Raw genomic sequence first — 12,451 nt, forward strand, 5'->3', positions numbered from 1 at the left:
AACAAGCGCATGACTTTTTTACACCCATCAACTACAGTCTATGGTTCTCAATTATTGCTTGATGAGCAACAGAGGTTGATTAACTCCTGTGCTTAGACTATTACAACCATTCTCAAATCCAATTATTTTCAGGCTGTAGGGCTTTTCAAGATTTCTCAGAAATGTTACAATTTTTAACAAAGCTTAAAGAGAAAAGGTGTTGTTCTAGCTACCTTTATCTATCCGTAGATACTTGTATAAAGCGTGAAAAAACTGTAACGTCTAGCAATTAAGAGCCTAACTTTGATTAATAAAAGCAACCGAAACCACCGGGCGCGTAAATCGTAAACCATAGCATGGGTTCCCAGTCAACTGGGCAGCACCCCCAACAAACATCTATTAGTTAGTTATCTACTGGTTAATGACTCAAGCAATCAACCCATCATCACCAATGAGTAGCGCCATGAAGACCGCTCAGACAGCCACAGACCTCGTGCGGACTTATCTGCGCGAGATCGGCCGTGTACCACTGTTAACCCATGAAGAAGAGATTTGTTATGGCAAACAGGTGCAGCGTTCAACTACTTTACAAGAAGTTAGAGAATCCTTAGCTAGTCAGTTGGGTCGTGAGCCGACTTTAGAAGAGTGGGCAAAAGAGTCAAAACTAGAAACATCCGCGTTGAACGAAGCGATCGCTGAGGGTGAAATTGCTAAACGTAAAATGGTCGAAGCCAATTTGCGATTGGTAGTATCTGTAGCGAAAAAATATATTAAGCGCAACGTTGACTTACTTGACTTGATCCAAGAGGGTAGCATTGGGATGCAGCGGGGTGTGGAAAAGTTTGATCCCACCAAAGGTTATCGATTTTCAACCTATGCTTATTGGTGGATTCGACAAGCAATTACGCGGGCGATCGCTGAAAAAGCTCGCACTATTCGGCTACCCATTCACATCACCGAGAAGTTAAATAAAATCAAAAAAGCCCAGCGTCATCTATCTCAAAAGCTAGGACGCGCTCCTTCTGTAGGAGAATTGGCTACAGAATTAGACCTAACGCCCAAACAAGTCCGAGAATATCTCGAAAAAGCTCGTTTACCCCTTTCTTTAGATTTGCGATTGGGAGATAACTACGACACAGAACTCGGAGAAATGTTGGAAGATCCAGGCGCTTCTCCTGAAGAATTTGTCATGCAAACTTCCCTTTCTTATGATTTAGAGCAACTGATGGAGGAACTCACACCCCAGCAGCGAGAAGTAATTACCTTACGCTTTGGGTTAATTGATGGTCAAGCCTTAACCCTTGCCAGAATTGGAGAAATCTTGAATATTAGCCGTGAACGGGTTCGACAAATCGAAAGAGAAGCCTTAAACAAACTCCGCAAATCTAAAGCCAGCATGAATGAGTATTTGGCAAGTTAGAGGGCGAAAAAATACCCTGATTTAGGTACGGTTACACCGACTTCCAAGTAAGAATGTGCCTGTTACATTATTTGATAGGAACGCCAAAATGGCAGCTAAGTCAAATACACAACAGGCACTTAATTATCTCAGTTGCAAACATAGCAGCCGGCAACGGTAGTACAGGAGGCAAAACGTGAGTAACCAATCCAATCGAGTCTCAGAATTTTTTAACAGCGATTCCGAAACCGCCAACTTACTGTGGCAGTATGTTAAATCCTTGAGTCCAGAAACAGTTAGCCATCTGTCTAAACCGACATCTCCTGAAGTATTTCAAGTTATGGAGCGCAACATTGTCGGTCTGTTGGGGAATCTTCCTCCCGAACACTTTGGGATGACCATTACCACAAGTCGGGAAAGCCTCGGTCGTCTGCTTGCTTCCGCAATGATTAGTGGGTATTTCTTACGTAATGCAGAGCAGCGGATGGATTTTGAAATTGCATTACAAGAAACCGAAACTAATAACCACGAAATTGAATAGTGGTGGCAAATTTGCCATCAAAAATTCAAAATTGTTGAATTTATCTTCAGTCACAGCCAAGGTATGAAACTTAAAAATTTGTCTCGTGCGAAATCTTTACAACCTACCTTCCCTAAATTCCAAATCCCGGCTATGCGTTAGCGACATCTTCAATACAGCTACTAATCGTTAACGCGCTGGTGATTTGCTAAATGGGAATATGCCTCGTCAAATTTCCAGGATTAATAAATAGCAGTCAAATCATAGCTTGTGACTTTGAGCAACATCTGCGACAATATTTAATAAATTAAAAATAATTTAAACGATAAATTTTTATAAACTCGGCAGCCTATCTTAGTGTCTGCCGAGTTTTTTGATTAGTCACCTAACATCCCCATAAATTATGAGTGAAATTAGTTCTGTTCCCCATAAAATTATTGGTGTTGCTGTAATTTGGAATAACCAGCAGCAAATTTTAATCGATCGCCGTCGTCCAGAAGGTACAATGGGCGGCTTGTGGGAATTTCCTGGTGGTAAAATCGAGATTGGAGAAACGATTGAAGAGTGTATTCGGCGGGAGATAGCTGAAGAATTAGGTATAACAATTGAAGTAAAAGAGCATCTCATCACCATCGACCACACTTATACCCATTTGCGCGTTACTTTAACAGTGCATCACTGTCATCTCCTAGCAGGTATTCCCCAACCGCTAGAATGCGATGAAATCTGCTGGGTAAGCTTAGATGAGCTAGAGAATTATGCTTTTCCCCAAGCTAACAGTCAAATTATTGCCGCCTTGAAAAGTGCTGAGTAAAGCAGCCATTAAAGTCTTTTGACTTTTTACTTAACTTATGATCTTCCCATTTCCTGGGATGAATCCCTATTTAGAGCATCCAGCACTATGGTCTGGGATTCATCATCGCTTAATAATTGCGATCGCAAGACAAGGAGCCATTATTGAATCTCCAACAGATAATCAATGACCTTTACGAGCAAGGAAGTTATGACTTGAGGATAGATTACGCTCGTGATCCCATACCCGCATTATCAGCAACAGATACAGTTTGGCTGAATGAGTTGCTGCATCAGCAAGGTTTAAGGTGAAATGGGGAGATAACAAATGATAAATGACCATTGGCCCATAATTCCTTGATGATACAAGCCACCAGATTTATTTGTGGGGTCAATCTAAAATTGATTGTTCACAAGTAACAATGTATTAACTCAATACTGTTCATCCCGGCAATTTTCTACAATAGTCCTAGGGACTGTAAAAAATGGTGTCAGCAAGCCAATGTCTAAAACTGTTGCCGACGTAATGAGCCGCGATCCAATTGTTGTTCGAGCGGAAACTCCACTGAAAGAAGCTATCCAAATTTTGGCAGAGAAACGCATCAGTGGGCTACCTGTGGTGGATAATGTCGGTAAATTAGTAGGGATTATCTCCGAAACTGATTTGATGTGGCAAGAAACTGGTGTGACTCCGCCTGCTTACATCATGTTTTTGGATAGTGTAATTTATCTAAAAAATCCTGCTACTTACGATCGCGATTTACACAAAGCATTAGGGCAAACGGTTGGGGAAGTAATGAGCAAAAATCCTGTAACTATTTCTCCAAACAAAACATTAAAAGAAGCCGCACAAATGATGCACGATCGCAATGTGCATCGTTTACCTGTACTTGACAGCGCGAGCCAAGTAGTTGGTATCCTTACCCGTGGTGATGTGATTCGGGCAATGGCAGCAAGTTAATCGTAATCAATAATCAATACTCATTGGTCATCCGTAAAGAGTTTTCTTGACTATGGACAGTTAACCCTTGACTATAAACTATAGACTATTTTTTTAAAACATCTTTGAAATTAGGATAATTAAATGAGTATTACTCCTGAGTCTGTAAGACAAATGCTCAGTTCTGAAGATTTGGGCGATCGCTTGCGGGCTGTCAATCAAATCCGCGAACTAGAACCAGTAGTTGGTTTGGAACTGTTGCAAATTGCTATGGGAGATAGTAACTCAAGAGTTCGGTACTCAGCTGTAAGTCAGATGGATACACTTGGTACGCAGGATTTACGGTTATCCTTGGATATTTTACGCGATCGCTTGCTCAATGACCCCGAAGCCGATGTGCAAGCAGCCGCCGCAGACTGTTTAGGAGCGCTGAAACTACACGATGCTTTTGAAGATTTACGACAGCTATACCATTCTAGTGGTGAGTGGTTAGTCCAATTCAGCATTATTGCCACATTAGGAGAATTAGGTGATCCACGCTCCTTTGACTTACTCACAGAAGCACTTTCGTCAGAAAATGAATTAGTGCAAACAGCTGCTATCAGTTCTTTTGGGGAGTTGGGAGATACCGCAGCAATTCCTCTATTAGCTTCCTATGCTACCAATCCCGACTGGCAAATCCGCTATAGAGTTGTTCAAGCCTTAGCTCGATTAGGTGGTACAGAAGCCAAATCTATATTAGAAACTTTGGTGAATGATGAAGTTGAAGCAGTCGCCACAGAAGCGCAGAAATCGTTGCAGACTGTTTAGTTATTCGTCAAGTAGATCGCACCTGGTAAAAATGGTGCGATCGCCTGACGGCATAACACTACATTTACTAATATTATTTCTGTCAACAATTGAGGAAAAGAATATATATCCTACAACCCGCCAAGCACTTATGTGTGTAATTATTTGCTAGTACTTGTCCAATTTCTACCGGTAAATTCAGCTATTTCGTTTTAGTGACATAACTGGCAATGTGTTTATTTTGGCAGGTAATGAACTACAAATCCTTGTATTTCGTGATGGAACTTGGAGATTTGTAAATGAAGGCTAATTTTGCCCAGATGTCTACAAAAGAATTGAGAGTTTATGTACTGGCTCATCGAGAAGATATAGAAGCGTTGGAAATCCTGTTTAGTCGCCGTACTCCCGACTCAGAAGCAATGATATATCCGTCAATCTTTACTGAAGATGGTCAACCCATAGAAGAAAATATTCGCATAGCCGAGGAAGCGATCGCTCAAAGAATCCAGCAGAATCATCATCAGGATGAATAGTGCTGTGTTATTTAATGATTGGCCGTGCGATCGCGTTCAAAAAGGTGATGAGTGAGGTAGTTAATGGGAAGGCGAATCGCACTCAAAACTGCAAACTCAGCACCGACTACGGTAGCCACCAAATTTCGTAGCAGAAGAAGCAATTAGACAGCCCATTGAGCAAACGAATCAAAGAAAGCAAGATTCTCAAAGTTAAGGTTTTAATTTGAGGTTATGCCCCAAATACTTGTGGCCAAGTTGTGACTAGAAAAACTACAACTGCTGCAACTGCTAACAACCCTTGAATCAAATTTCCTACTATTGAACCAACGATAATTCCAATACCGGCTTTAACTGCTGGCCATAATTCTCTGCGGTAAATAAACTCACCGATAATTGCTCCTAATAATGGCCCGATTAACATTCCCAATAAGGGGCCACCAAAAGGTAAAGCTGGCAATAATCCCAAAAATCCTAAAATCAACCCAACAATTGCACCAATTTGCCCCCATTTACTAGCACCTGCTTGTTTTGCTCCTATATAACTAGCTAAAAAATCGACTCCTATACTCAAAAGCAAAACGATAACTGTCACAATTAATGGTATTTTTATCGCTGCAAAAGAACCACTAACAATTCCCCAAATAACGATCGCAATTAAAATCAAACTACTACCAGGAATCGCCGGGACTACAGCACCAATAATTCCCACAAGCATTAAGGCTAATATGAGCCAATAAATAATTTGCATAATGCTTAATTTTTAACTTTCAATTTCTGATTTTTGAAAAGTTACAGCCAATTTATCAGCAATTCCAGTAATCCAATTTTCGTCTTGTTTGGTGTAACTTCTCGGCGCATTTGCTCCTAAAATCATTACGCCTCTATCTCCAATGGGTTGACAAATTACACCTTGAGTATTTTCGGGTAAATAATCAAATTCAATTTTGCCGGGATATATATTTAAATTAACTAAATAAATTGGCTGTTGTTTCTCTAGCACCCGTTTTAAGATTGCTCCGGGTACTACTTCAGATTTAAGTCCCAGAATACCGCGACGTAACAAAACTTTGCCTTGATAAACAACTACCAGCGATCGCGTGACTGTGTTAGTTAATATCAAATGAGATGCCCATGCTAGTTCTGTTTTCACGGTTTCTGGTAAATCGTCGGCGAGGATAAAACCTTCTTCCCCAATTAGTTCTACAACATCAGGCGATCGCGGCTGTACTTGTTGCCAAATCAAACCCGTTAAAATCAAAACAGCACTCAAAATTACACCCAACGCATCGCCACGAGATTGGGATTGTGTGAGTTCTGGTGTTAACAAACGGTTAATTAGCAAAAGTATTGCGCCTAGTCCACCGACAACTATGGGTAGCTGGCGCAAAACTCGATTGGGATCAGGTTTAGTCATCTTTCTAAATTCTGAAGTCTGAAGTCTGAAAAAGAGAGAACGAGGAACAAGTTTGAAAGTCTTCACACTTCATACTTCACACTTCATACTTTTTCCTTACTCTTCTCCTGGCTCAATTATGCGTTGAAACAGATAACCCGTACCTCGTGCTGTCAGGATTAATTCTGGGTTACTGGGATCATCTTCTAATTTTGCCCGTAACCGAGATATATGCACATCTACTACACGAGTGTCTACATGGCGTTCTGGTGTGTATCCCCACACTTCCTGCAAAATTTCCGAACGGGAAAAAGCTTCTCCAGAGCGGCTTACCAGCAACTCTAGTAAGCTAAATTCCATACCTGTCAAGCGAATACGCTCATCACCTTTGTAAACTTGCCGCTTGTTGGTATCGATTTTGATGTTTCCTACGTGAATTACCCCAGAACTGGGTATTCCCGAAGCACCAGTTTTATCTACCCGCCGCAATACTGAGCGAATTCGCGCTTCTAGTTCTTTGGGGGAGAATGGCTTAACTACGTAGTCATCAGCACCCAATTCTAATCCGGTGATGCGATCGGCAACGTCCCCCAAGGCTGTTAGCATAATAATAGGGACATCAGACTCTTTACGTAATTCTTGACACACGCCGTAGCCATCTAGCTTTGGCATCATCACATCCAAAACAACTAGATCGGGTTCGGATTTGCGAAAAGTTTCCAAAGCTTCCTCCCCGTCGCCAGCAGTCACAACATCGTAGCCAATCATAGAAAGGCGCGTTTCTAAAATCCGGCGAATGCTGGCTTCATCGTCTACCACCAGGATTTTTTCTTTATGGCTTTCCAAAGTTTTTCAACGCTCCTTAACTAAAATTTTTCATGATTAATTTTTAATACCATAATATTAAGATATCATTCCCACAATTGATTTGAAAAATGCTGTAAAAACCACTATTCTTCGATTTTAGATTTTTGCGAGAATTAAGAAAAAATTAAGAATAATTAAGTTAATTAAGATTTAATAATGCCTAAGCCTAAAACCTTTTACATTTGTAACGAATGTGGGGCAGAATCCCCTCAGTGGTTTGGTAAATGTCCGAATTGCGATACTTATAATTCTTTACAAGAACAAATTGCTATTCAATCTTCAGTTGATGTACCCACAAGAGGGGGAGTCGGAAGTTGGCACAAAGAGCAAAATAATGGTAAATCCCCTACTAAACCTGCCAAAGCAAGAGCTTCGTTGACATTTGATCAAATTAGCGATCGCCAAGTCACTCGTTGGGAATCTGGCTATGGAGAATTAGATCGGGTGTTGGGCGGTGGTATTGTTCCCGGTTCAATGGTATTAATCGGCGGTGATCCGGGGATTGGAAAATCGACATTATTGCTGCAAGTATCAAATCAATTAGCGCAGAGATACCGCATCCTCTACATTTCGGGCGAAGAATCAGGACAACAAGTAAAATTGCGTGCTATGCGCTTGGGTGTATCCAAATCTGTCAGCATGGTTGAGAATGGGAAAAAAGCTGAAGTAGCCGTAGACACAGAAGAATTGGAAGTGACTGTAAATGCCGAAGTATTAGAAGTTGAAACAGAAATAGACCCATCTGAGCGCATAGGTGCAGATTTGTATGTCTTACCAGAAACTGATTTAGAAGAAATTTTACGGGAAATAGACTCCCTCAGACCAAATGTGGCAGTAATTGATAGTATTCAAACCGTGTTTTTTCCGGCGCTGACTTCCGCACCTGGTTCGGTAGCGCAGGTAAGAGAATGTACAGCAGCCTTGATGAAAGTGGCGAAGCATGAAGACATCACCATGTTAATTGTCGGACACGTCACCAAAGAAGGCGCGATCGCCGGGCCGAAAGTATTAGAACACTTAGTAGATACAGTACTGTATTTTGAAGGCGATCGCTTTGCTTCTCACCGCTTATTAAGAACCGTGAAAAATCGCTTCGGTGCAACCCACGAAATCGGTATCTTTGAAATGGTTGCACATGGACTGCGGGAAGTTCCTAACCCTTCCGAGTTATTCTTAGGCAATCGTGATGATCCTGCACCCGGTACTGCAATTGTCGTCGCTTGCGAAGGAACTCGCCCCATCGTTGTCGAATTACAAGCCTTGGTGAGTCCCACCAGTTACCCCTCCCCCCGACGCGCCGGGACTGGCGTAGACTACAACCGGTTGGTACAAATTCTCGCCGTCTTAGAAAAACGTGTAGGAATTCCCATGTCAAAATTAGACTCCTACGTTGCTTCTGCTGGTGGATTGAGTGTAGTAGAACCAGCCGTAGATTTAGGAGTAGCGATCGCAATTGTTGCCAGTTTCCGCGATCGCATCGTCGATCCAGGTACAGTATTGATTGGCGAAGTTGGCTTAGGCGGACAAGTGCGATCGGTTTCCCAAATGGAACTGCGGTTGAAAGAAGCCGCTAAATTGGGATTTAAACGAGCGATCGTACCGAAAGGAACCAAATTTCCCGACCTTAATATTGAAATTTTACCAGTATCTAAAGTAATTGATGCAATTATTGCAGCCATACCACATCAAACACTAGAAGAAAGCGATTTAGACATAGACGACGAAGAATAGAAACAAACCCCTTAAGTAGAAAGGTGCAAATAAACCGAACTATGTAACGGAAAGTAAAGTAGCTTGAAAACCTCTTCCCTTCTGCCTTCTGCCCTCTGCCTCCTGCCTTGTCATAACGACAATTTTTAACACCGACCTACTTACACCCTTCCTCAACATGACAGCCGCCACCCAAAACTACCAAATCACTTGGGAAAAACTACCTGATGATTACAAACTTCCAGATGAGCCTGTGGACAACATCAACCAACCAGCCTTAGCAGCAGCACTAACCGAAAGCTTACAACTAGCGGGGAAAATTCCAGAAAATGCCTTAACATCAACCAATTACGGTATTTGCGCTACTCTAAGCGGTAGAATGGTGATTAAAGCCCCTGATTGGGCGTATATTCCCAAAATCAGCGTTGATAGAGCAGACGTAATCCGCAGTTACACCCCCCAACTACAGGGTGAAATTCCCGTAATTGTAGTGGAATTTATTTCCGATACAGAAGGGACAGAGTATTCTGCCAAACCAACCTATCCTCCTGGCAAATGGTTTTTCTACGAGCGCATCCTCAAAGTACCAAACTACATTATTTTTGAACCCGATAGCGGCAGTTTTGAGATGTATCGCTTAGACGACAAGACAGATAGGTACACTGTAGAAACACCTAATGATAATCAACGTTATTGGATAGCTGCAGTGAGCCTTTACCTTGGTGTATGGCAAGGTACTCGTGAGAATCGCACAGGTTATTGGTTACGGTGGTGGGATGAGCAAGGAAAACTACTACTTTGGGGTTTCGAGTTAGCGGAACAAGAACGACAACGTGCTGAACGCCTAGCTGCCCAATTACGAGCAGCAGGTATTGAACCACAAGATTAGATTTTTTTGACACTAGGTAGAGAAAAAGTAGAAATCAGGGTGAGTCAGGAAAATAAAAAAGGGTTTCCGGTTTTATAACTCATCGAAATCACGTGAATAATACGTGAGTTCGACGGAGATCAAAAACCCCTCTCCAAACCTCTCCCCTGCAAGGAGGAGCCACTGCGTTGCGCGGGTTTCCCGCGTTGTAGCAAGTGGCGTTAGAGGCTTTAAAACTCTGATTTTTCCGTTGGAAACTAGTAATATTTCTGCGCCTCTCCGCGTCGGAGAGGGGTTGGGGAGAGGTTCATCGAAATCACGTTAATAATAGGATTTTCATAAAAACACTTCCTTAAAAAATTTGTAGGGTAAGCAGATAGCCAACCCTACAAAATTGAAAATTATGAGCAATGTTTATACCAAACCGCCAGCAGCTTGAAAACGAGCGCGGGCGCGTTTGAAGGCTTGATTTGCTTGGATTTGAGCTTGACGATCGCCTGCTGGTACTTGAGCTAGGCGAGTTTGAGCTTCGTTATAAGCTGTGCGTGCAGTTTCTAGGTTGATAGTATCGCCACGTTCAGCACCATTTACTAGGATTGTCACTTCATCAGCTTCAACTTCTGCAAAACCACCCAAAAGAGCGATCGCTTTCCAGTCTTGATTTTTGCTGGGACGGACGCGCATCACACCAGTATCCAAGGCTGTCAACAGAGGTGCGTGTCCACTGAGGATGCCTAGCTGACCAGTTGTACTGGGTAGAACTACCTCTTCAGCTTCAGCATCCCAAACTGTTTTGTCTGGAGAAATTACACGAACGGTTAGTGCCATGTTTCAGTTATCAGTTATCAATTATCAGTGAGAAAATGTTCAGCGAACAGTAATCGTTGTGATAATAACGACTGTTCACTGATGACTGTTCACTGAATATTAGCCTTTGAGCTTTTGGGCTTTGGCGATCGCTTCGTTAATATCGCCTACCAAGTAGAAGGCTTGTTCTGGCAGATCATCTAACTCACCAGATAAAATCTTCTGGAAGCCTTTGATGGTGTCTTCCAACTTCACGTACTTACCAGGCGAACCAGTAAATACTTCAGCGACGAAGAACGGCTGAGACAAGAAGCGCTCAACTTTCCGGGCGCGAGCTACGATGAGACGGTCGTCTTCAGACAATTCATCCAGACCCAGAATGGCGATGATGTCTTGTAGTTCTTTGTAGCGCTGTAAGGTTGCTTGGACAGCACGAGCAGTGTTGTAGTGTTCATCACCAACAATGTTGGGCTGCAACATGGTGGAAGTAGAACCCAGGGGGTCAACCGCTGGATAAATACCCTTAGATGCCAAACCACGAGACAGTACTGTTGTACCATCCAAGTGAGCGAAGGTGGTTGCAGGTGCGGGGTCAGTTAAGTCATCCGCAGGTACATACACCGCTTGGATGGAGGTAATAGAACCTTCTGTAGTAGAGGTAATCCGTTCTTGCAGCGCACCTACGTCAGTACCTAGTGTAGGTTGATATCCTACAGCCGAAGGCATCCGACCCAACAGCGCCGATACTTCCGAACCTGCTTGGACGAAGCGGAAGATGTTGTCAACAAACAGCAATACGTCCTGCTTGTTCACATCACGGAAGTACTCAGCCATTGTCAAACCAGACAAACCAACCCGCATTCTCGCTCCGGGTGGTTCGTTCATCTGACCGTAAACCAAAGCGATTTTTGATTCGTTGAGGTTCTCGTTATTGATAACCCCAGATTCAATCATTTCGTTGTAGAGGTCATTCCCTTCACGGGTACGCTCTCCTACACCAGCAAATACGGATACACCGCCGTGCTGGGTAGCGATGTTGTTGATCAACTCCATCATGATCACGGTCTTGCCGACACCTGCACCGCCGAACAGACCAATCTTACCGCCACGTCGATAGGGAGTTAGGAGGTCAACAACCTTAATTCCAGTCTCGAAAACGGAAGGTTTGGTTTCTAGATCAGTTAATTTAGGAGCATCGCGGTGGATAGGTAAGGTTTCCTCCGCGTTGACTGGGCCTCTGTTGTCCACAGGTTCGCCAAGGACGTTAAAAATCCGACCGAGGGTAGCTTTACCTACTGGTACACTGATGGGAGCGCCTGTATCGACGGCTTCCAAACCGCGTACTAGACCATCGGTGGTACTCATAGCAACAGCGCGCACTTGGTTGTCGCCCAGCAATTGCTGTACTTCAACAGTGAGGTTGATTTGTTGTCCAGCTTCGTTAGTGCCTTTGATGGTCAAAGCGTTGTAGATTCGCGGTAATTTACCGCCAGGGAATTTAACGTCTACAACCGGACCAATGATTTGGGTAATGTAGCCTATGTTTGTTTTTTCTGCGGTGGTGACCATGCTGAGCCTAATGATTGAAGCTATATTTCAGATGAGGTCGTAGATGACAAAAGATTAAGCAATGTCATCTTTCACTCTAGCACCGGAGGGGGACATAACTCCGTTAGTAATTCCTTAAAAAGCAGCTGAAGCGATTTCGCTGTAATTCCTATTTTAATCGAACTATCCGATGCTGACTGCTAAACTGTACCCTAGAGGTTGCCAAACTCATTGAGAGTTAATAGCACGGTGTAATAGTTTAGGCGATCGCTTGCAAAGCTTTAGCATAATTTCTCCTATAAATACAGAATCCCCTAGTGTAGC

14 protein-coding genes and 1 pseudogene are annotated in these 12,451 nt (G+C 42.9%); 10 read left to right on the forward strand and 5 right to left on the reverse strand.

Annotated features, from left to right (window positions below):
* The first annotated feature begins 442 nt into the window (after positions 1–442).
* The 8 genes and pseudogenes from IQ259_RS00145 (at position 443) to IQ259_RS00180 (ending at position 4,952) form a co-directional block, all read left to right on the forward strand.
* Positions 443–1,399: an RNA polymerase sigma factor, RpoD/SigA family gene (locus tag IQ259_RS00145; RefSeq protein WP_193879054.1), complete on the forward strand. Its 957-nt coding sequence runs from the start codon at positions 443–445 to the stop codon at positions 1,397–1,399.
* A gap of 175 nt (positions 1,400–1,574) precedes the next feature.
* Positions 1,575–1,919 carry a DUF760 domain-containing protein gene (locus IQ259_RS00150; protein ID WP_193879057.1) on the forward strand — a complete coding sequence of 115 codons (345 nt, stop codon included), beginning with the start codon at positions 1,575–1,577 and terminating at the stop codon, positions 1,917–1,919.
* Between the two features lie 382 nt (positions 1,920–2,301).
* The gene (gene mutT / locus IQ259_RS00155) at positions 2,302–2,712 is read left to right on the forward strand and encodes an 8-oxo-dGTP diphosphatase MutT (RefSeq protein ID WP_193879060.1); all 411 of its coding nucleotides are present in this window, start codon (positions 2,302–2,304) and stop codon (positions 2,710–2,712) included.
* A 37-nt stretch (positions 2,713–2,749) separates the two neighbouring features.
* Positions 2,750–2,842, forward strand: a pseudogene (locus IQ259_RS00160) (DUF4058 family protein); the annotation flags it as partial.
* Between the two features lie 13 nt (positions 2,843–2,855).
* Complete coding sequence (locus tag IQ259_RS27700; protein WP_193879066.1) at positions 2,856–3,002, forward strand: DUF4058 family protein; 147 nt, start codon at positions 2,856–2,858, stop codon at positions 3,000–3,002.
* A 190-nt stretch (positions 3,003–3,192) separates the two neighbouring features.
* Positions 3,193–3,651 carry a CBS domain-containing protein gene (locus tag IQ259_RS00170; RefSeq protein WP_193879069.1) on the forward strand — a complete coding sequence of 153 codons (459 nt, stop codon included), beginning with the start codon at positions 3,193–3,195 and terminating at the stop codon, positions 3,649–3,651.
* 123 nt (positions 3,652–3,774) lie between these two features.
* Complete coding sequence (gene nblB, locus IQ259_RS00175; RefSeq protein ID WP_193879073.1) at positions 3,775–4,440, forward strand: phycobilisome degradation protein NblB; 666 nt, start codon at positions 3,775–3,777, stop codon at positions 4,438–4,440.
* 278 nt (positions 4,441–4,718) lie between these two features.
* A complete protein-coding gene (locus IQ259_RS00180) occupies positions 4,719–4,952 on the forward strand; it encodes a hypothetical protein (protein WP_193879076.1) in 234 nt (77 codons plus the stop codon).
* A 211-nt stretch (positions 4,953–5,163) separates the two neighbouring features.
* Here the strand turns inward: IQ259_RS00180 and IQ259_RS00185 are convergent, their stop codons facing one another.
* From IQ259_RS00185 to rpaB, 3 genes are all read right to left on the reverse strand, one after another.
* On the reverse strand, positions 5,164–5,682 hold the full coding sequence (locus IQ259_RS00185) for a DUF456 domain-containing protein (protein WP_193879078.1): 519 nt from the start codon (positions 5,680–5,682) through the stop codon (positions 5,164–5,166).
* Between the two features lie 12 nt (positions 5,683–5,694).
* Positions 5,695–6,348 carry a cofactor assembly of complex C subunit B gene (locus tag IQ259_RS00190; RefSeq protein WP_193879081.1) on the reverse strand — a complete coding sequence of 218 codons (654 nt, stop codon included), beginning with the start codon at positions 6,346–6,348 and terminating at the stop codon, positions 5,695–5,697.
* 96 nt (positions 6,349–6,444) lie between these two features.
* Entirely contained in the window at positions 6,445–7,173 is a 729-nt protein-coding gene (rpaB, locus tag IQ259_RS00195) for a response regulator transcription factor RpaB (RefSeq protein WP_006196591.1), read from the reverse strand.
* Between the two features lie 177 nt (positions 7,174–7,350).
* On the opposite strand from rpaB, the gene radA reads away from it, so the two are divergent.
* Both radA and IQ259_RS00205 read left to right on the forward strand, forming a co-directional pair.
* Positions 7,351–8,925: a DNA repair protein RadA gene (gene radA / locus IQ259_RS00200; protein ID WP_193879084.1), complete on the forward strand. Its 1,575-nt coding sequence runs from the start codon at positions 7,351–7,353 to the stop codon at positions 8,923–8,925.
* Between the two features lie 157 nt (positions 8,926–9,082).
* Entirely contained in the window at positions 9,083–9,793 is a 711-nt protein-coding gene (locus IQ259_RS00205; RefSeq protein WP_193879087.1) for a Uma2 family endonuclease, read from the forward strand.
* A 393-nt stretch (positions 9,794–10,186) separates the two neighbouring features.
* Here IQ259_RS00205 and atpC read toward each other — a convergent pair whose 3' ends face one another.
* Complete coding sequence (gene atpC / locus IQ259_RS00210; protein ID WP_193879090.1) at positions 10,187–10,600, reverse strand: ATP synthase F1 subunit epsilon; 414 nt, start codon at positions 10,598–10,600, stop codon at positions 10,187–10,189.
* 99 nt (positions 10,601–10,699) lie between these two features.
* Positions 10,700–12,148 (reverse strand): F0F1 ATP synthase subunit beta, encoded by a 1,449-nt coding sequence (gene atpD, locus IQ259_RS00215; RefSeq protein ID WP_193879093.1) that lies wholly within the window; start codon positions 12,146–12,148, stop codon positions 10,700–10,702.
* Between the last annotated feature and the right edge of the window lie 303 nt (positions 12,149–12,451).

This window comes from Fortiea sp. LEGE XX443, assembly GCF_015206815.1.
In the GTDB taxonomy this organism is placed as follows: domain Bacteria; phylum Cyanobacteriota; class Cyanobacteriia; order Cyanobacteriales; family Nostocaceae; genus Nostoc_B.